Here is a 19,393-nt window from a genome sequence, read left to right on the forward strand (position 1 = left end):
GTTCGACCCATCCCCTCGTCGTGAAAGAGGTACCACTGTGCGCATCGGAGTGCCGAAGGAGTCGCTCCCGGGTGAGACCCGGGTGGCCGCGACGCCCAAGACCGTCGAGCAGCTGCGCGCGCTGGGGTACGCCGTCTTCGTCGAGTCCGGGGCGGGGGCCCACGCCAGCTTCGACGACGCGGCCTACTCAGCGGCGGGCGCCGACGTCATCGACGAGGCCGTCTGGAACGCCGACATCCTGCTGAAGATCAACGCCCCCACGGATGCCGAGCTGCTCCTGCTCCGCCCCGGGCAGGTCGTCGCCTCCCTCGTCTCGCCGGCGCTGAACCCCGACCTCGTCGAGAAGCTCGCCGCGCGCGGCGTGACCTCCCTCGCCATGGACGCCGTGCCGCGCATCAGCCGCGCGCAGTCGCTCGACGTGCTGTCGTCGATGGCGAACATCGGCGGCTACCGCGCGGTCGTCGAGGCCGCGCACGAGTTCGGCTCGTTCTTCACCGGTCAGGTCACGGCCGCGGGCAAGGTCCCGCCGGCCAAGGTCCTCGTCGTCGGCGCGGGGGTCGCCGGGCTGGCGGCCATCGGCACGGCGCGGTCGCTGGGCGCGATCGTCCGTGCGTTCGACGCCCGTCCCGAGGTCGCCGAGCAGGTCGAGTCGATGGGCGCCGACTTCCTGCGCATCGAGGTCGAGGACACCGGCCCCTCCGCTGACGGCTACGCCAGGGAGACCAGCGCCGACTTCGACGCCAAGGCCGCGGCGATGTACGCCGAGCAGGCCGCCGACGTCGACATCGTCATCACCACCGCCCTCATCCCGGGCCGTCCGGCCCCGCGCCTGTTCACCGAGGCGATGGTGGCCTCCATGAAGTCCGGCACGGTCGTCGTCGACATGGCGGCCGCCAACGGCGGCAACGTCGCGGGCAGCGTCGCCGGACAGAAGGTCGTCACCGCGAACGGGGTGACGATCCTGGGCTACACCGACCTCCCCGGCCGGCTGCCCACCCAGGCCTCGCAGCTGTTCGGCACCAACCTGGTCAACCTGCTCAAGCTGCTGACCCCCGACAAGGACGGCCACCTCGTCCTCGACATGGACGACGTCGTGCAGCGCGGGATGACCGTCGTGCGCGACGGCGAGGTGCTCTGGCCCCCGCCGCCGGTGCAGGTCTCCGCGGCCCCGGCCCCCGCGGCCGCCGCGGCCGCGCCACCTCCGGAACCGAGGGAACCGGTGCTGACCCCCCAGCGCAAGACCGCCCTGGCCGTGGGCGTCGGGCTGCTCTTCCTCCTCGTGGCGGCGTTCGCGCCCGAGCCGTTCCTGGGCCACTTCATGGTCTTCATGCTCTCGGTCGTCGTCGGGTTCTACGTCATCGGCAACGTCCACCACGCGCTGCACACCCCGCTGATGTCGGTGACCAACGCGATCAGCGGGATCATCGTGGTCGGCGCGCTGCTGCAGGTCGGGCACGGCTCGGTGGCGGTGTCGGTGCTGGCGTTCGTCGCGATCCTCGTCGCGAGCATCAACGTCTTCGGTGGCTTCCGGGTCACCGCGCGGATGCTCCAGATGTTCCGTCGCGAAGGGGCGACCCGATGACCCTCTCGCTCACCCTCGTGCAGGGTGCCTACATCATCGCGGGGCTGCTCTTCATCCTCGCCCTGGCCGGGCTGTCGCGGCACGAGACCGCGCGCAACGGCAACCGCTTCGGCATCATCGGGATGGCGATCGCCCTCCTCGTCACGGTCCTCGCCGCCACCGGCGGGGTCGACGCCGAGCCGCTCGGCGCCGGTGGTGCCGACCGCGACGGCTCGGGCTGGGTCGGCCTGCTCCTGGTCGTCGCCGCGATGGCGATCGGCGCGGCCATCGGGCTCGACCGGGCCAAGAAGGTCGAGATGACCGGCATGCCCGAGCTCATCGCGATGCTCCACTCCTTCGTCGGGCTCGCGGCCGTGCTCGTCGGCTGGAACTCCTCGTACGAGGAGACCCCGTACCCCGCCATCCACGACGTCGAGGTGATGGTCGGCGTCTTCATCGGCGCGGTGACCTTCACCGGGTCAATCGTCGCGTTCCTCAAGCTGTCGGCACGGATCAAGTCCTCCCCGCTGATGCTGCCGTTCCGCAACTGGCTCAACCTCGGCGCGATCGTCGTGTTCGTCGTGCTGACCGTCGTCTACGTGCTGCTCCCGGCCGACGCGGTCGCGCTGCGGGCGTCGGTGCTCGGGCTGGTGACGATCGTCGCGCTGGCGCTGGGCTGGCACCTCGTGGCCTCGATCGGCGGCGGCGACATGCCGGTCGTGGTGTCGATGCTCAACAGCTACTCCGGATGGGCGGCGGCCGCCGCGGGCTTCCTCCTCGGCAACGACCTGCTCATCATCACCGGCGCGCTCGTCGGCTCCTCGGGTGCGTACCTCTCGTACATCATGTGCCGCGCGATGAACCGGTCGTTCTTCTCGGTCATCGCCGGAGGGTTCGGGGTCGAGGGCGGCACCGTGTCCGACGACGTCGACTACGGCGAGCACCGCGAGGTCACCGCCGAGGGCGCCGCCGAGCTGCTCACCAACGCCCGCTCGGTCGTCATCACCCCCGGGTACGGGATGGCCGTGGCGCAGGCGCAGTACCCCGTCGCCGAGCTCACCCGCCAGCTGCGCGAGCGCGGGGTCGACGTGAAGTTCGGCATCCACCCGGTCGCCGGGCGCCTGCCCGGGCACATGAACGTGCTGCTCGCCGAGGCCCACGTGCCCTACGACATCGTCCTGGAGATGGACGAGGTCAACGACGACCTCAAGGACGTCGACGTCGTCCTCGTCATCGGCGCCAACGACACCGTCAACCCGGCCGCCTCGGAGGACCCGACGTCGCCCATCGCGGGGATGCCGGTCATCCGGGTGTGGGAGGCCGAGCACGTCATCGTGTTCAAGCGCTCGATGGCCACGGGCTACGCCGGCGTGCAGAACCCGCTGTTCTTCAAGGAGAACGCGCAGATGCTCTTCGGCGACGCCAAGGACCGCGTCGAGGACATCATCCGCGCCCTCTGACCTCCCGGCTTCTCTCGCCGTGAGTGCGGAAGTGGCTGCCCGGGCAGCCACCTGAGCACTCGCGGCGGGTCAGGGGCGGGTGTCGCGCCAGACCTTGCGTGCGGTGACGACGATCGCCGCGGCCGTCGCGCCCAGGACCACGAGGACGATCGGGGTCGCGAACGACCGCGGGTCCGAGAGCAGGGTCGCCGTCAGCACGCTGGCGGTCATGGCGGGGCCGACGGAGACGAGGCCCGCCTTGGTCCGTGCCTCCAGGTCGGGACCGAGCAGCGCGACGACCAGGGCGAGGATCCACAGCGGCAGCAGCGGTGGCAGCACGAAGAGGGCCTCGGACGGGTGCGGGCCGAGGAACAGCCCGCCGGTGTCGTCCGTCCCGATCGAGTTCAGGACCTCGGCGCCGACCCGGCCGACGAGGGCGACGGCCGTCGGTACCGCCACGATGACGAGGGAGGCCAGGGCGGCCACGCGGGCTCGGCGGGGGTGCCTGGTGGCGGGGGTGGCGCCGGGCCGGGCGTAGGGGTCTGTGGCGGGGGGCGGGAGGTCGGCGCGGGCGGCGGCGGCGACCTGCTCGGGCGGGCCGAGGCGCAGCAGCGCGGCATCGACCGCGGCCGGGTCGTCGGGGTGCTCGGCGAGGGTGGCGTCGAGGTGCTCGCGGACCCCGGCGAGGACGTCGTCGCGCGTCGCCGGGTCGAGGTCGCCGAGCATCCGGGCGAGGTCGTCGAGGTAGGCGCTGACGCGCGTGTCCGAGCTGTTCACTGGGATCCCCCCTGGAGAGTGGAGTCGACGGCGTCGCGGAAGGTCTTCCACGTCCGCTGGAAGGTGGCGAGGGCGGTGCGGCCCTCGGCGGTGAGCGAGTAGTAGCGGCGCGGCGGGCCGGAGGTCGACTCGGCCCACGTCGTGTCGACCAGGCCCTGCTTCCGGAGCCGCGCGAGCAGCGGGTAGAGGGTGCCCTCTCCGGCGAGCAGCACCCCGTCGTCACCCAGGCGGCGGGCGATGTCGAGGCCGTAGCGCGGCTCGCCGTCGAGCAGCGCGAGGACGCAGTGCTCGAGGGCGCCCCGCCGCAGGTGCGTCAGGATGGCGCTGTCGCCGGGTTCCATGCGTCACAAGGTAGCGGCCTCGACGCACCGTCGCAAGACCCCGTGCCCTCCGACGAGAGGAGGCAACACGCAGAGCGTCGCGGCCGGTTCCCTGCGTGTGGCCTCACCTCGACCGGGCGGGGGCGTCGCGCGAGGGCGCGGGGCGGACGCGAGGGCGGGGCCTCCGGCGCCCGCCGGTAGGCTGCCGGGCGTGAGCGAGCCCAGCCAGCCGACCTCCATCACGTACGCCTCCGCCGGCGTCGACGTCGAGGCCGGTGACAAGGCGGTCGAGCTGATGAAGGCCAGCGTCCGCCGCGCCACGCGCCCCGAGGTCCTCGGCGGGCTCGGCGGCTTCGCCGGGATGTTCGACGCCAGCGCCATCGCGCGGATGGCGCGGCCCGTCCTCGCGACGAGCACCGACGGCGTCGGCACCAAGGTCGCCATCGCGCAGGCCCTCGACCGGCACGACACCATCGGCTTCGACCTCGTCGGCATGGTCGTCGACGACATCGTCGTGTGCGGCGCCGAGCCGCTCTTCATGACCGACTACATCGCCACCGGCAAGGTGGTGCCCGAGCGGATCGCGGCCATCGTCTCGGGCATCGCGGCCGCGTGCGAGCAGGCGCGGGTCGCCCTCGTCGGTGGCGAGACCGCCGAGCACCCCGGCCTCCTCGACCCCGACGAGTACGACGTCGCCGGTGCCGCCACGGGGGTCGTCGAGTACGCCGACGTCCTCGGTCCGCAGCGCGTCGTCCCCGGCGACGTCGTCCTGGGGCTGGCCTCCAGCGGGCTGCACTCCAACGGCTACTCGCTGGTCCGCCGCGTCGTCGCCCACGCCGGCTGGGCGCTCGACCGCCACGTCGAGGACTTCGGCCGCACCCTCGGCGAGGAGCTCCTCGAGCCCACCCGCGTCTACTCCGCCGACCTGCTCGACCTCGTGCGCTCCGACGGCATCGACGTCCACTCGCTCTCGCACGTCACCGGTGGCGGGCTCGCGGCCAACCTGGCGCGCGTCCTCCCGCCGCACGTCCACGCCCGGCTCGACCGCTCGACGTGGACCCCGCCGGCCGTGTTCTCCACCGTGGGTGCGCTCGGCGGCGTGCCCCGCTCCGACCTCGAGCGCACCCTCAACATGGGTGTCGGCTTCGTCGCGGTGCTGCCGGCCACCGGGGTCGACGCGGCGGTCGCGCACCTCGAGGCGCGCGGCATCCACGCGTGGGTGATGGGCGAGGTCCACGAGGCCGCCACCGCCCCCGTCGAGGCCGGCGTCGAGGTCGTCCGCGGGGCCAAGGGCGTCGACGGCGGGGCCGTCCAGGTCGTCGGCGACCACCCCACCGCCTGACCCCACCCCCCAGCCGCGAGTGCGGAAACGGTCGCTGGGACAGCCATTTCCGCACTCACGGCCGAGAACGACGGCGGTGAGTGCGGAAACGGTCGCCGGGGCAACCACTTCCGCACTCACCGCGGGGTCCAGGGAGGCGGGTCAGCCCCAGATGGAGGTGGCCCACTCGGGGTGGTCGATGAAGGGGTTGCGGTTGCCCTGCCACGTCGAGTGGATGCGGTCGTTGCGCCGCATCTCGAACGCGTCGACCGGGTCGGCGGCGCTCCACGCGAGCAGGACCGACAGCTTGCCGATGTACGGCGCCGAGCCGTTGGCCACGGAGTTGTTCATCTCGAGGTCGGGCCAGCCGTCGTCGCCGGAGTAGCGCACGGCCATGTAGAAGATCATCCGCGCCACGTCGCCCTTGACGGCGTCCCGCGGGGCGAAGGAGTCGGCGTCGGCCGCGCAGCCGGTGCACTGGCTCACCGTGCTGCCCCCGTTGTCGAAGTCGAGGTTGCCGCGGGCGGAGTTCACCGTGACGTCCTCCGGGCGGAGGTGGTGGACGTCCGTCCCGGGCCCGGTGGCCGTGCCGAAGTCACCGTGCGACTTCGCCCAGACGTGCTCGCGGTTCCACTGGTCGACGCCACCACCGTTGTCGGACTTCGCGATCGAGCGTCCCGAGTAGATCTCGATGACGTTGTTCGTGTTGTTCGGGTCCTGGTCGGTGTCCTTGAGCGCGGTCCACACCTGGTCGTAGGTGAGCTTGGTCTGGTTGTCGATGATGTCGTGCAGCGAGGTCTTCAGCGCGGTCCCCGTCTTGCCGATGGCCGGCGCGTAGTACGTGCTGTCCCAGGGGCTCGTGCCCCCGGGTGGCGGGTCGGTCGGACCGCCACCGCCGGCCAGCGCGAACGCGCTCGTCCCGGTCATCCCCGGGTGCGAGAAGTACGCCGCCAGCGCTCCGGTGACGTCGATCTGCTTGCCCTTGAGCGTGGGGTTCGTCTTCAGCCCCCACTGTGCCCGGAAGGCCGTCGGGATCTGGACGTAGAGCATCTGCGCCGTGTTCGTCGTCGACGCCGTGTCGGCGATGGCGAGGGCGTAGTCGTTCGGATAGTTCGACGTCACGACGGTGTTCGTGGCGGTCGGCTGGCCCACGACGTAGCCGCGCACGGTCTGGGCCGAGCCGTTCTGCTGGCCGATGGCCTGGGCCACCGTGAGCGGCGTCGCGGCCTGCGACGGGGTGGCTGCGAGGCCGAGGACGGAGAGCAGGGTGAGGGCGAGGGTCAGGCCCAGGGTGCGGGCGCGGTTCCTCCGGTGGTGTCCGGTCATGGGCGCAGAGCCTGCCGCACAATCGTCGGGTCCGCTCGTCGAGCGGGTGGCCGGTCGGTGACGCCGCGATGACGTCCTCCTCCGGTGGCGGACAACGTCGTTCGGGTGTATCGACAGTCCGACCTCGTGCGACGTGGGTACGGGTTTCGGCGATCCAGAGGTGCGAGAACCGTGCCTAAGTCGCACGAGGTCGGGGAGGGGCCGGGGGGAGGAGATGAGTACGCGGGCCCATGACGGGAGCCGCGCCGGCCCGCCATCCTCGGGGGATGTCGACCGCAGACCTCCCGCCCGTCCACCCCGGGCTCTCGCGTGGCGCAGGGGCCACGTCGGTGCTGGGGACGAGGCGCGACGTGGTCCGGGCCCACCACTGGGCGACCGCCCGGTGGTGGGCCGTCGGCGTGCTGTCCCTCGGCACGCTCGCCCTCGCGGCCTGGCTCGTGGTGCTCGTAGCGGCGGGGGCGATGGCGGCGTTCACCATCGGCATCCTGCGGCCGCAGACGCCCGTCGACCTCGATGTCGCGGGGCTGGTGCTCGCGTCGCTGCCGGGGCTGCTCGTCGGGTGGTGCGTCGGCCTCGCCACGACGGCGGTCGTCTCGCGGGGTGAGGCCCTGGGCCCCCGCACGGGCGGGACCGTCGGGGCACTCGTCGGCCTCGTGGCCGGCGCCCTCGTCCTCCGCCTCTCCGGCCTCCTCTGACCCCGACTCATTGCGTTCAGCGAACGCGACACGCCGGGAAGGGCGTTCACCCAGCGCAATGAGTGGCGGGGTGTGGAGCTCGCGGAGGGCCAGGCCTCAGGTGATGGTGACCTGGGGGGCGTACAGGGCCATCGCGCCGAGCGCCCGCTCGTGGTTCTCCACGGTGGAGCCCGCGCACCCGGACGCCACGACCCGCACGGTCGCCCCGGCATCGGCCGCGGGGAGGACCGTCGAGAGCACGCAGCAGTCGGTGGACACCCCGGTGACGGTGAGATGGGCGTCGTCGCCGACGACGTCGCGCAGCACCGGCCACTTCCCGAACGTCCCCGCGGTGACCACGTGCACCGCCGCGTGGGCCAGCTCGGGCACCACCGCGTAGAGCGGGTCACCGTCGTCGACCAGCGCGAACGGCCAGTCCTCGTAGTACGGACCCCACGACCCGCCGAGCGAGGAGTCGGCGACGAAGCGGGTGACCACCGTGCGCTCCGGGCCGTACGCCGCGGCCAGCTCGACGATCCGTGGCACGACCGACGCCCACAGCGGCGAGCCCCACGGCGACGTCGCCGGGTCGGCGAACACCACCTGCGGGTCGACGACGACGAGCCAGCCGCCCTCGACGACCTCCGGGACCGCCGGCACGGCCGTGGGGGAGGGAGAGGTCACCGGACCCGCTCGGCCGGCTCTGTACGGACCCGCTCGGCGCCCTCACCCTCCTGGCGCGCGACGGTGCCGCGCCGGGCGAGGAAGCAGACGACGAAGCCGATCGCGAAGGCGAGCAGCACCCCGATGTTCGAGTACGGCCACGAGCCGTCCCAGTAGGGCGCGCCCTCACCCTCGGTGACGTAGGTCCCCAGGCCCAGCGGCTGGAGGAGGTAGCCCTGCCAGTTGTTCCACGCAGCGTCCTGGGCGAAGTTGTTGACGACCAGGCCCCAGCCGATGACCGACGCCACGACCATCGTGCCGATGGAGACCCAGTCCCAGGCGCCGTAGCGGCCGCGCACGTCGAACAGGGCGTCGGCGCCGCCGGCGCCCCAGTCGTAGTCCTTGCGGCGCAGGGCGAGGTCGGCGATGAAGATGCCCGCCCACGCGGCGAGCGGCACCCCGAGGGTGATGAGGAAGCTCTGGAACGGGCCGAGGAAGTCCTGGGCGACGAAGACGACGAAGAAGGTGCCCATGGTGAGGAGCAGGCCGTCGACGAGCGCCGCCGCCGGCCGCGGGATCCGCACGCCGAGCGAGAGCAGGGTCAGCCCCGAGGAGTAGATGCCGAGCACCGCGCCCGAGACCAACGAGAGGATCACGGCCACGAGGAACGGCACGAGGAACCACGTCGGCAGGATCGAGGCCAGGGTGCCGATCGGGTCGCCGGGGATGCCCTCGAGGATCTTCTGGTCGGAGGCCGCGAGCATCAGGCCGAAGAGCACGAGCAGCACGGGCGCGACCGCACCGCCGAAGGTGTTCCAGAAGACGATGGCGCCGCCCGGGGCCGAGCGCTTCTGGTAGCGCGACCAGTCGGCGGCGATGTTGATCCAGCCGAGCCCGAAGCCGGTCATCAGCATGACGAAGGCGCCGACGACCGAGCCCGTGGACCCGGACTTCAGCGCGGCCACGGCCGACCAGTCGATCTCCCCCGCCGCGACGACGACGAACACGATGGTGACGATGCCGGTGACCCAGGTGAGCACCGACTGCAGCCGCATGATGACGTGGTAGCCGGCGACCGAGGCGAGCACGATCATCGCCGCGACCACCAGGGCCGCAGCGATCTTGGTGCCGGTGCCGCCGCCCCAGCCGAGCCGCTCGAAGATCGTGGAGGTGGCGAGCACCGCGAGGATGGCGAGAAAGGTCTCCCAGCCGATCGAGGTCAGCCACGAGATGACCCCGGGGACCTTCTGGCCGGTGACGCCGAACGACGCCCGCGACAGGATCATCGTCGGGGCCGAGCCCCGCTTGCCCGCGATGGCGACGACGCCGCACAGCACGAACGAGACGATGATGCCGAGCACCGTGACAACGGCGCCCTGCCAGAAGGAGATCCCGAAGCCGAGCACGAACGCGGCGTAGGAGATGCCGAACACGGACACGTTGGCCGCGAACCACGGCCAGAACAGGTCGCGCGGACGCGCCGTGCGGTCGGCCTCGTCGATGATCTCGATGCCGGTGGTCTCGACCCCGAGCCGCTGCGTGGCGGCGACCGTCGTCTCAGTCATGGTGCCGAGCATAGGACCGCCCGGCGACGAGACCGTCGTAGCCCACCTGTGGGTCGACGCAGCAGGTCAGGGCGCCGCAGGCCACTCAGGGCAGGGCGTCACCGACGCCGTGCACACCGCAGGTCCCGCACCGGGGGTGCGGGACATCCGTCAGACGCGGGTCAGGTCGGCGTCAACGCCGACCCGAGGACCACTGACCGTAGTCGTCCTCGTCCTCCGGCTCTCGGGCGTCGCTCGTGGAGCGACCTCCGTCACCGGGACCGTGAAGTTCTCGCTCAAGCGCGGAGAGGTCGGTGTCCGGGCTGTAGTACTTCAGCTCGCGAGCGACCTTCGTCTGCTTGGCCTTGGCTCGGCCGCGCCCCATGGCGTGACCCCCTCGTGCGTCTGCCGGGGCGACATCGCGAGAGGGACGGCCCCGTTGCTGAGGTCATCCCACGTCGCGGAGCGGTCCCGGGAATCGTGTATGTGTCGTGGCGCCAACGGTACATCAGTGGAGGCGGTCCGGCGACGCCGTCCGGGACAACGGCTCCCCGGCGCGCCGTGTTCCCCGGCCGCCCGCCCGGGAGACCGTCGAGCGACGTTCAGTCGTCCCCGGTCCCGACGGGGTCGCCGGGCAGCCACGGCCGGCGACGGCCCGCCGCGATGCGCCGCTCGGCCAGCCGGTCGGCGGCCACGGCGGGGCTCACGGCGTGCTCGTCGGCCTCGCGCAGCACCTGCAGGGTGTGGTCGAAGATGGCCGTGGTCTTGGTGCGGGCGCGCTCCATGTCGAAGCCGTGCAGCTCGTCGCTCACCTGGATGACACCGCCCGCGTTGACGAGGAAGTCCGGGGCGTAGGTGATGCCCTTGGCGCGCAGCCGGTCGGCGGTACGGCCGGGCGCCTCGCCGGGCAGCTGGTTGTTCGCGCCGCCGCACACGACCTGCACCCGCAGGGCCTCCACCGTGTCGTCGTCGAGCGCGCCGCCGAGGGCGTTCGGGCTGAACACGTCGAGGTCGCCGCGCACGAGGGCGTAGGCGTCGCCCACGGCCTCGACCTGCGGGTACGCCTCGAGGAGGGAGCGCACGGCGTCGTCGGAGACGTCGGTCACCACGACGGAGGCCCCGTCCTGGAGGAGGTGCTCGGTCAGCCGCCGGCCGACCTTGCCGACCCCGGCGATGCCGACCCGGCGCCCCGCGAGCGTCGGCTCGCCCCACACGTGCTGCGCCGCGGCCCGCATCCCCTGGAAGACGCCCCAGGCCGTGAGCACGGAGGAGTCGCCGGCCCCACCGTTCTCGGGGGAGCGGCCGGTGGCCCAGCGGGTCTCCTCGCCGACGACGTCCATGTCGGCGACGTAGGTGCCGACGTCGCAGGCCGTGACGTAGCGACCGCCCAGGCTCTCGACGAACCGGCCGTACGCGCGCAGCAGCTCGGGGGTCTTGTCGCGGCGGGGGTCACCGACGATGACCGCCTTGCCGCCGCCGTGGTCGAGCCCGGCCACGGCGTTCTTGCTCGACATCGCGCGCGAGAGGCGCAGGACGTCCGCGAGGGCGTGGTCCATCGAGGCGTAGGGGTGGAAGCGCGTGCCGCCGAGCCCCGGCCCGAGCGCGGTGTCGTGCAGCGCGATGATGGCGCGCAGCCCGGTCTCGGGGTCGGTGCAGAACACGACCTGCTCGTGGCCGGTGAGGTCGATGAGGTCGGTGGCCATGGCTCCACGCTAGCCCGCGGATCAGCCCTTGCCGAGGGTGCCCGCGAGCCCGACGACGAGGTTGAGCGTCGCCGCGACGACGACCGTGCCGAACACGTACGACAGCACCGTGTGCCGCAGGACGAGGCGCCGCACCTCCGAGGTCCGCAGCCCCGTGTCGGACACCTGATACGTCATCCCCAGGGTGAAGGCGAGGTAGGCGAAGTCCGACAGGCGCGGGTGCTCGGTGGGCCCGAAGTCGATGCAGCCCGGCTCGTTGACGAGGTAGTGGCGCGCGTACCGCAGCGTGTAGACGGTGTGCACGGCGAGCCAGGCCGACGCGACGGCGAGGACCGCGAGCACCGCCTCGAGCGCGCGCCCTCCACCGTCGCCGGCGAGCATGACGACGATCGCGGCCAGGCTGGCCAGCGAGGCGAGCACCACGATGACGTCGGTCTCGGTGCGCCCGCCCTGTGCCCCCTCGAGGAGCTGCGCGGTCTCGTCCGCGTCGAGCCGGTGGGCCAGGCGCAGGACCGGGACGCAGAACGCGAGGGTCCCCACGACCCATCCGACGAGGACGTGCGCCGGCCAGGTGGCCCCGGCGGGCAGGGGGACGAGGAACGCGGCCACGACGAGCAGCACCGCGCCGGACGCGAGGTGGAGCCGGGGACGTCGCACGTCCTCACGCTAGACCGGCGTTGCCTCGGCGACACCGCGAGCCACGCCGCGCGGACGGGGTGTGACACTGGGGTCCGGACCACCGGGAACGTCCCCCAGCGAGGAGCGTGTCGTGCTGAGAGTCGGGTACAAGGCGTCGGCGGAGCAGTTCGCCCCCACGGAGCTCGCCGGCTACGCCGTGCGGGCCGAGGAGCTCGGGCTGGACTCGGTGACCATCTCCGACCACTTCCAGCCGTGGCGGCTCGAGGGCGGCCACGCCCCCAACTCCCTGGCGTGGATGTCGTGGGTGCTGGCGCGCACGGAGCGGGTGGTGGTGGGGACCTCGGTGATGACGCCGACGTTCCGGTACAACCCGGCGGTGGTCGCGCAGACGTTCGCGACGATGGCCTGCCTGGCGCCCGGGCGCGTGATGCTCGGCGTCGGCTCGGGCGAGGCGCTCAACGAGGTCGCGGTGGGGTCGGTCGGCGAGGGCGAGTGGCCCGAGTTCAAGGAACGGTTCGGCCGGCTGCGCGAGTCGGTGGCGCTGATGCGCGAGCTGTGGACGAAGGACCGGGTCAGCTTCGAGGGCGAGTACTACCGCACCGAGGACGCCGCGATCTACGACCGCCCCGACCAGCCGGTGCCGGTCTACGTCGCCGCGGGTGGGCCGATGGTGGCGCGCTACGCAGGACGGGTGGCCGACGGCTTCATCTGCACCTCCGGCAAGGGGCGCGAGCTCTACGCCGACCAGCTGGTCCCCGCCGTCGACGAGGGCCTGGACAAGGCCGGGCGCGCGCACGACTCCATCGACCGGATGATCGAGGTCAAGGTGTCCTGGGACCCGGACGCCGACCGCGCCCTCGAGAACACCCGGTTCTGGGCGCCGCTGTCGCTCACGGCCGAGCAGAAGCACTCGATCCACTCGCCGTCGGAGATGGAGAAGGCGGCCGACGAGCTGCCGATCGAGCAGGTCGCCAAGCGGTGGATCGTCGCCTCCGACCCGCAGGAGGTCGTCGACGCGATGAAGGTCTACACCGACCTCGGCTTCGACCACCTCGTCGTGCACGGGCCCGGCCACGACCAGGAGCGGTTCCTGTCGACCTTCGCCGAGCAGGTCCTCCCCGGGCTGCGCGAGCTGGTCCCGGCGGCCCGGTGAGGGAGCAGTCGGACGGCGGCGCCCCGGGCGACGCCGGTGCGGTCGGCGCGGGCGGTGACGCCGGTACCCCCGGCGGCGCGGTGCCGGCGCGGGTCCCGGCGGGGCCGGCGGCCCTGCGGCTGCGCGGCCGGACCTTCGATGCCGCGCACCCGGCCGTCATGGCGATCGTCAACCGCACGCCGGACTCGTTCTGGTCGGGCAACCGGCACGTCGACCTCGACTCGGCGCTGCGGGCGCTCGACGAAGCCGTCGCCCTCGGGGCCGACCTCGTCGACGTCGGCGGGGTGCGTGCCGGCCAGGAGGGTGAGGTCGTCTCCGCCGCTGAGGAGGTGGAGCGGGTCGTGCCGTTCCTCGTCCGCGCCCGGGACGAGCACCCCGACCTCGTCCTCAGCCTCGACACCTGGCGTGCCGAGGTGGCCAGGGTCTCCGCGGCGGAGGCGGGCCTCGACCTCGTCAACGACACCTGGCAGGGGGCCGACCCCGACCTCGTCCACGTAGCCGCCGAGATCGGCGCCGGGTACGTCGTCTCGCACACCGGAGGGCTCCCGCCGCGCACCGACCCGGTGGGGGTGACCTACCCGCCCGAGCCGCTCGGGGTCGTCCACGATGCGCTGCGCGTGCTGCGCGAGGGGGCCGAGCGGGCCGTCGCCGCAGGGGTCCCGGCCGACCGCGTCCTCGTCGACCCGACCCTGGACTTCGGCAAGACCACCGCGCACTCGCTGACGCTGCTGCGGCACACTGAGGCGGTCGTCGGTCTGGGGTTCCCTGTGCTGCAGGCACTTTCACGCAAGGACTTCGTTGGCGAGACCCTCGACCTCCCCACCGACGACCGGCTCGAGGGCACGCTCGCGGCCACGGCCGTCGCGGCGTGGCTCGGCGCCACCGTCTTCCGCGCCCACGACGTGCGGGCCACGCGGAGGGTCGTCGACATGGTGGCCTCGATCCGCGGGGAGCGGCCGCCCACCGTGAGCATCCGCGGAGTGCCCACGTGATCGTTCCGCCCGCCGTGGGGACTGAGGGCGGGGCGCTGGCCGGTGTGCGCGTCCTCGAGCTCGGCGGCATCGGGCCCGTGCCGTTCGCAGGGATGGTGCTCGCCGAGCTGGGGGCGGAGGTCGTGCGGGTCGACCGGCCGGGGGAGTCCAACCCGCTGGCGCTCGCCGGTGGCCTGCGCCGGTCGCGCCCGAGCATCGCGGTCGACCTCAAGCACGACGACGGCCGCGCGGTGGTGCAGCGGATCCTCGACGACGCCGACGTCGTCATCGAGGGGTGGCGACCGGGGGTCGCCGAGCGACTCGGCCTGGGGCCGGACGAGTGCCTCGCCCGCAACCCGCGCCTCGTGCACGCGCGGATGACCGGGTGGGGGCAGACGGGACCGTGGGCGCAGCGCGCGGGCCACGACATCACCTACGCGGCCGTGTCCGGGTCGCTGCACGCGGCCGGACCCGCCGGGCGGCCGGTGGTCCCGGTGCCGCCGGTGGCCGACTTCGCCGGCGGGGCGATGTACCTCGTCACGGGCATCCTCGCGGCGCTGGTGTCGCGGGCCACGACCGGGCGCGGGCAGGTCGTCGACGCGGCGATGGTGGAGGGCAGCGTGCACCTCGCGAGCCTGCTCCACGGGCTCCTCGCGGTCGGTGGCTGGAGCGACGAGCGGGCGACGAACTTCCTCGACGGTGGTGCGCCGTACTACGACGTCTACGAGTGCGCCGACGGCCGGTTCGTCGCGGTGGGGGCGCTCGAGCCGCAGTTCTGGGCCGCGCTCGTGGCCGGTCTCGGGGTGGAGGTCGAGGGTGAGCAGCACGACCCCGACACGTGGCCGGCGCAGCGGGCGGCGTTCACGGCGGCTTTCCTCACGCGCAGCCGTGACGAGTGGACCGAGCACTTCGGGGAGGTCGACGCGTGCGTGGCGCCGGTGCTGTCGCTGACCGAGGCCGCGGCGCACCCGCAGCTCGTTGCTCGTGGGACCTTCGTGCCCGGCCCCGACGGCGGCCTGGTGCCGCGCACACCGCCGCGCCTGTCGGGCACCCCGACGCTGGCCCCCGGGCCGGTGCCCGTGCCGGGCGCCGACACCACGGTGTGGCTGGGCCGGCTGGGCTTCGCCGAGGACGAGGTCGAGGCGCTCCTCGCCTCCGGAGCCGTCCACCAGGCCTGACCCTCCACCGGCCACGCGCCATCGGCCACGGGTCCGGCTCCCCTCCCTCCCCTTAGGGACACGTCTGCATCGCGACCTACCGTCTGGTCAGTGGGGTGATCGCCACACCTACCAGGCGGTAGCACGCGATTGGGGTTCGATGGGGGGATGAGCGAGCGCACCCCCGGGTCCCCGGCAGAGCCCACCGATCCCACCGAGTCAACCCAGCCCATCGCCCGCGTCCGGGTGGAGGTCGAGGGCGCGGCGGGGCTCGTCGTCCTCGACGCACCCCACCGGCTCAACGCGGTCGACCCGGCGATGTGCGCGGAGATCGTCGCCGGTGTCCGGCGCCTCGATGACGACCCGGCCGTCCGCGTCATCGTCGTCACCGGTGAGGGGCGCGGGTTCTGTTCCGGCGCACCGCTGTCCGAGACCGGTGCCGACATGGGGGTGCTCGACGCCGGCGCCGAGGTGGTCCGCACCCTCCTCGGCGCGCGGACGCCGACCGTCGCGCTCGTCCACGGGGTCGCGGCCGGCATCGGCGTCCCGCTGGCGCTCGCCTGCGACTACGTGCTGGCCGCGGACGAGGCCCCCTTCGTCCTCGCCTTCAGCCGGATCGGGCTCATGCCCGACGGCGGCGCGACGGCGCTCGTCACGGCCTCGGTCGGCCGGGCCCGGGCGCTGCGCCTGGCGATGACCGGGGAGCGGCTCGACGGCCGCACCGCCGCCGACTGGGGCCTGGTCGCCGAGAGCGTGCCGCGCGAGGAGTTCGCCGCCCGCGCCGAGGCCCTGCTCGCCGAGCTCGCCGGCGGGGCCACCCTGGCGCTCGCCGAGACGACGGCCGCGGTCAACGCCGCCTGCCCCGACGTGGAGGCCGCCCTCGCCCTCGAGGACGCGGGCCAGCGCCGGCTCGCGGCCACGCAGGACCACCTCGAGGGCGTCGCGGCCTTCCTCGCCAAGCGCACCCCCGAGTTCCGCGCCCGCTGACCCCGCCGGGGCTGCGGCCCGCGGGGGAGCCCCATCCGGATGGGTCAGAAGGGCCGGGCGGTCTGGCCCTGACGGGCCATTGCGGGCGGCGGTAGCGTCGAGACAGGCCGCGACGGCATCGGTCGGGGCCGCCCGTTGCGGGAGGTGGCGATGTCGGTGCGACGCCGTGTGGGCACCTGGGTGAGCGTGGTCGCCGTGGCCCTCGCCGGGGTGGTCGCGACGCAGGCCCGGAGCCCGACCTCCGCCACCGCGGCCGCCGGCAGCACCCTCTTCGCCGACGGCTTCGAGTCCGGCGGGACGGGGGCGTGGACCACGTCGACGGGTCTCGTCGTCCAGCAGGCCGTCGTCTCCGAGGGGTCCTTCGCGGCGCGGGCCACGACCACGGGCGGAGCGGCGTACGCCTCGCGCACCCTCGCCTCGACCCAGCCCGACCTCGTCGCGTCCCTCGCCCTGCAGCTCGTGTCAGGGCCGACCGGGGCGTCACTGAACTTCCTCAAGGTCCGCACCGCCTCGGGGGCCGCCCTCGCCGAGGTGTACCTCACGACGAGCCGGGTGCTCGGCGTGCGCAACGACGTGCTCGGCACGGCGACGAACTCGCCCGTCGCGGTCGCTGCCGGGTCGTGGCACGCCGTGGCCCTGCACGTCGTCGTGGCGGGCTCGAGCAGCCGGCTCCAGGTCGACCTCGACGGCACCCGGCTCCTCGACCTCACCACCGACCTCGGCTCGACCGCCGTGGGCCGGGTCCAGCTCGGGGAGAACGTGGCCGGTCGGACCGCCGACGTGGTGTTCGACGCCGTCTCGGTGTCCGTCCCGGCCCCTCCGCCGCCACCCGTGCCGCCCCCGGTCTTCGCGGACGGCTTCGAGACCGGCGACCTCTCGGCCTGGACCTCGGGCAGCGGCCTCGTCGTCCAGCAGGCGGTGGTCTCGGACGGCCTCTGGGCGGCCCGGGCCACGATGACCGGTGCCGCCGCGAACGCCTCACGCACCCTGGCCACCCCGCTCACCGACGTCACCGTGTCGGTGCGGGTCAGGGTGCAGTCCCTCTCCGGCACGGCGGCGGTGAACTTCCTCAAGGTCCGCACGGCCGCCGGCACGGCCCTCGCCGAGGTCTACGTGACGCCCGCCGGCGTCCTCGGGGTCCGCGACGCCGTGGCCGCGCGCGCCACCAACAGCACGGTCGTGGTCGCCCCCGGCGCCTGGCACACCGTGGTCCTCCGGGCCGTCACCGGTCCGGGGACGCTGCGGGTCTCGCTCGACGGCGCGACCGTCCTCGACGTGGTCAGCGACCTCGGAGCCACGCCGGTCGGCCGGGTCCAGGTGGGGGAGAACGTCGCCGGACGCACCGCCGACCTCGTCTACGACACCGTCCGCGTCGACGGCCCGACGACGCCCACCGCGACCGACCCGGTCCTCCTCGCTGCCGGCGACATCGCGTGCGACCCCCTGTCGGGGTCGTTCAACGGCGGCAACGGGACCTCCGACGCGTGCCGCCAGAAGGCCGTGTCCGACCTCGTCCTCACCCAGTCCGGCGTCAGCGCGGTGGCCGCCCTGGGCGACATCCAGTACGCCTGCGGCGGTTACCAGGCGTTCCTCGCCGCCTACGACCCGACCTGGGGCCGCTTCAAGGGGATGACGCGGCCCGCGGTCGGCAACCACGAGTACCTCGCGTCGATCTCGGGTCCGGCCACGGACTGCGACCCGACGGGTACGGCCGCCGGGTACTTCCGGTACTTCGGCTCGGCCGCCGGCCAGCAGGGGCAGGGGTGGTACGGCTACGACCTCGGTGCGTGGCACGTCGTCGTCCTCAACAGCAACTGTGGCGAGGCCGGAGGCTGCGGGCCCGGCAGCCCGCAGGAGGTCTGGCTGCGCGCCGACCTCGCCGCCCACCCGACGCGGTGCACCCTCGCCTACTGGCACATCCCGCTCTGGTCGTCCGGGGGTCGCGCCGCAAACAACGCGCGCACCTTCGTCCAGGACCTCGTGGCGGCCGGGGCCGAGGTCGTCCTCAACGGGCACGACCACATCTACGAGCGGTTCGCCCCGATGGACGCCACCGGCGCCCGGTCGGCCACCGGGGTGCGTGAGTTCGTGGTGGGGACGGGCGGGGCGAACCACACGACCGTGGTGTCGGTCGCGCCGAACAGCGAGGTCCGCGACGCGGCCACGTACGGCGTGCTCCGGCTCGTCCTGCACCCGGGCGGCTACGACTGGCAGTTCCTGCCCGAGGCCGGCCACACCTTCAGCGACGCGGGGTCCGACACCTGCCACTGACCCCACCTGGGCCCGGGGCGTCAGGATGGCGTCAAGACGGGCAGCCCGACCCCTCCCGGCCGCGCCACGTCCTCACCGAGCCCGGGATCGGCTACCGCCTCGTCGAGTGAGGGGAAACGGCCGATGCGGCCGACCGGCCGCCCCCGCTCGGCGCCCCGGTCGGAGAGGATCGAGGGCATGGCCGCTCCCGTCCTCACCGGTCCGCGCATCACCCTGCGGCCGCTGCGCCCCACCGACGTCGAGGCCCGGCGCGCCCACGGCTTCCACGCGGAGATCGAGCGCAACTACGGCTCCGAGCGCGGCGACGGGCCGATGTCGCCGGAGGAGGCGCTCGCCTGGCACGACTCGGCGCTCGCGGCCGGCGACACGTTCTGGCTCGTGGAGGTCGGGGGCGCGGTCGCCGGCGCCGCCTTCCTCCACTCCGTCCGCGAGGTCGACAGCAAGGCGCACTTCGCGATCGGGATGTTCGCGCCGCAGTTCATGGGCAAGGGCGTCGGCACGGAGGCGACGGGGCTCGTCCTCGACCACGCCTTCGGGGACCTCGGGCTGCACCGCGTCACGCTGCGCGTGCTGTCGTTCAACGCGGCCGCGATCGCCTGCTACGAGCGCAGCGGCTTCCTCGTCGAGGGGCGCGAGCGGGAGAGCTGCCACATGGGGGAGCGCTGGTACGACGACGTCATCATGGGCATCGTCGTGTCGGACCCGCGACCGTCCGTGGTCGGTCCCGCCGGCTGACGCGGACCCCGGACGACCGAGCCCGCCCGGCCGTTCCCGGACCCGGACCCTGTGACAAGGGTCTCGCGCCGCCGCGAAACCGCGTGACGCGTCACGAGGACGTCGTCGCAGGTCAGGTGGGGTGAGGCCGCGTCAAGCCGGCGCCCGCCCAC

At 73.5% G+C, this 19,393-nt stretch carries 18 protein-coding genes; 10 read left to right on the forward strand and 8 right to left on the reverse strand.

Features of this window, described 5'->3' with window-relative positions:
- The first annotated feature begins 37 nt into the window (after positions 1-37).
- Entirely contained in the window at positions 38-1,582 is a 1,545-nt protein-coding gene (locus tag ACFLFB_RS02305; protein WP_392544094.1) for a Re/Si-specific NAD(P)(+) transhydrogenase subunit alpha, read from the forward strand.
- Entirely contained in the window at positions 1,579-3,021 is a 1,443-nt protein-coding gene (gene pntB, locus ACFLFB_RS02310) for a Re/Si-specific NAD(P)(+) transhydrogenase subunit beta (protein ID WP_392544095.1), read from the forward strand. The genes ACFLFB_RS02305 and pntB overlap by 4 nt, the downstream gene beginning before the upstream one ends.
- A gap of 69 nt (positions 3,022-3,090) precedes the next feature.
- Here the strand turns inward: pntB and ACFLFB_RS02315 are convergent, their stop codons facing one another.
- Together ACFLFB_RS02315 and ACFLFB_RS02320 are read right to left on the reverse strand one after the other, a co-directional pair.
- Positions 3,091-3,777: an HAAS signaling domain-containing protein gene (locus ACFLFB_RS02315; protein ID WP_392544096.1), complete on the reverse strand. Its 687-nt coding sequence runs from the start codon at positions 3,775-3,777 to the stop codon at positions 3,091-3,093.
- Complete coding sequence (locus ACFLFB_RS02320) at positions 3,774-4,118, reverse strand: PadR family transcriptional regulator (RefSeq protein WP_392544097.1); 345 nt, start codon at positions 4,116-4,118, stop codon at positions 3,774-3,776. Before ACFLFB_RS02320 ends, ACFLFB_RS02315 begins: the two co-directional genes overlap by 4 nt.
- 190 nt (positions 4,119-4,308) lie before the next feature.
- On the opposite strand from ACFLFB_RS02320, the gene purM reads away from it, so the two are divergent.
- Complete coding sequence (gene purM / locus ACFLFB_RS02325; protein ID WP_392544098.1) at positions 4,309-5,439, forward strand: phosphoribosylformylglycinamidine cyclo-ligase; 1,131 nt, start codon at positions 4,309-4,311, stop codon at positions 5,437-5,439.
- A 141-nt stretch (positions 5,440-5,580) separates the two neighbouring features.
- Here the strand turns inward: purM and ACFLFB_RS02330 are convergent, their stop codons facing one another.
- On the reverse strand, positions 5,581-6,744 hold the full coding sequence (locus ACFLFB_RS02330) for an endonuclease (RefSeq protein WP_392544099.1): 1,164 nt from the start codon (positions 6,742-6,744) through the stop codon (positions 5,581-5,583).
- 266 nt (positions 6,745-7,010) lie between these two features.
- Between ACFLFB_RS02330 and ACFLFB_RS02335 the strand changes: the two genes are divergently transcribed.
- Positions 7,011-7,439 carry a hypothetical protein gene (locus ACFLFB_RS02335; protein WP_392544100.1) on the forward strand — a complete coding sequence of 143 codons (429 nt, stop codon included), beginning with the start codon at positions 7,011-7,013 and terminating at the stop codon, positions 7,437-7,439.
- Between the two features lie 96 nt (positions 7,440-7,535).
- On the opposite strand, the gene ACFLFB_RS02340 is transcribed toward ACFLFB_RS02335, so the two are convergent.
- The 5 genes from ACFLFB_RS02340 to ACFLFB_RS02360 all read right to left on the reverse strand — a co-directional run bounded on the left by ACFLFB_RS02340 (position 7,536) and on the right by ACFLFB_RS02360 (position 11,985).
- On the reverse strand, positions 7,536-8,102 hold the full coding sequence (locus ACFLFB_RS02340) for a cysteine hydrolase family protein (protein WP_392544101.1): 567 nt from the start codon (positions 8,100-8,102) through the stop codon (positions 7,536-7,538).
- A complete protein-coding gene (locus ACFLFB_RS02345; RefSeq protein WP_392544102.1) occupies positions 8,099-9,646 on the reverse strand; it encodes a purine-cytosine permease family protein in 1,548 nt (515 codons plus the stop codon). The genes ACFLFB_RS02340 and ACFLFB_RS02345 overlap by 4 nt, the downstream gene beginning before the upstream one ends.
- A 172-nt stretch (positions 9,647-9,818) precedes the next feature.
- Positions 9,819-10,010: a DUF3073 domain-containing protein gene (locus tag ACFLFB_RS02350; RefSeq protein ID WP_377645213.1), complete on the reverse strand. Its 192-nt coding sequence runs from the start codon at positions 10,008-10,010 to the stop codon at positions 9,819-9,821.
- Between the two features lie 217 nt (positions 10,011-10,227).
- A complete protein-coding gene (locus ACFLFB_RS02355; RefSeq protein WP_392544103.1) occupies positions 10,228-11,328 on the reverse strand; it encodes a Glu/Leu/Phe/Val dehydrogenase in 1,101 nt (366 codons plus the stop codon).
- A gap of 21 nt (positions 11,329-11,349) precedes the next feature.
- Complete coding sequence (locus ACFLFB_RS02360) at positions 11,350-11,985, reverse strand: DUF1345 domain-containing protein (protein ID WP_392544104.1); 636 nt, start codon at positions 11,983-11,985, stop codon at positions 11,350-11,352.
- 112 nt (positions 11,986-12,097) lie between these two features.
- Between ACFLFB_RS02360 and fgd the strand changes: the two genes are divergently transcribed.
- The 6 genes from fgd (at position 12,098) to ACFLFB_RS02390 (ending at position 19,241) form a co-directional block, all read left to right on the forward strand.
- Positions 12,098-13,120 (forward strand): glucose-6-phosphate dehydrogenase (coenzyme-F420), encoded by a 1,023-nt coding sequence (gene fgd / locus ACFLFB_RS02365; protein WP_392544105.1) that lies wholly within the window; start codon positions 12,098-12,100, stop codon positions 13,118-13,120.
- An 80-nt stretch (positions 13,121-13,200) separates the two neighbouring features.
- Entirely contained in the window at positions 13,201-14,112 is a 912-nt protein-coding gene (gene folP / locus ACFLFB_RS02370) for a dihydropteroate synthase (protein WP_392545460.1), read from the forward strand.
- Positions 14,109-15,269 (forward strand): CaiB/BaiF CoA transferase family protein, encoded by a 1,161-nt coding sequence (locus ACFLFB_RS02375; protein WP_392544106.1) that lies wholly within the window; start codon positions 14,109-14,111, stop codon positions 15,267-15,269. The genes folP and ACFLFB_RS02375 overlap by 4 nt, the downstream gene beginning before the upstream one ends.
- 147 nt (positions 15,270-15,416) lie before the next feature.
- Entirely contained in the window at positions 15,417-16,235 is an 819-nt protein-coding gene (locus ACFLFB_RS02380; RefSeq protein WP_392544107.1) for an enoyl-CoA hydratase-related protein, read from the forward strand.
- Positions 16,236-16,415: 180 nt separating this feature from the next.
- Positions 16,416-18,506 carry a metallophosphoesterase family protein gene (locus tag ACFLFB_RS02385; protein ID WP_392544108.1) on the forward strand — a complete coding sequence of 697 codons (2,091 nt, stop codon included), beginning with the start codon at positions 16,416-16,418 and terminating at the stop codon, positions 18,504-18,506.
- 177 nt (positions 18,507-18,683) lie between these two features.
- On the forward strand, positions 18,684-19,241 hold the full coding sequence (locus ACFLFB_RS02390; RefSeq protein ID WP_392544109.1) for a GNAT family N-acetyltransferase: 558 nt from the start codon (positions 18,684-18,686) through the stop codon (positions 19,239-19,241).
- The last annotated feature ends 152 nt before the right edge of the window (positions 19,242-19,393 follow it).

It is taken from the genome of Oryzobacter telluris, from assembly GCF_043099285.1.
Lineage (GTDB): Bacteria > Actinomycetota > Actinomycetes > Actinomycetales > Dermatophilaceae > Oryzobacter > Oryzobacter telluris.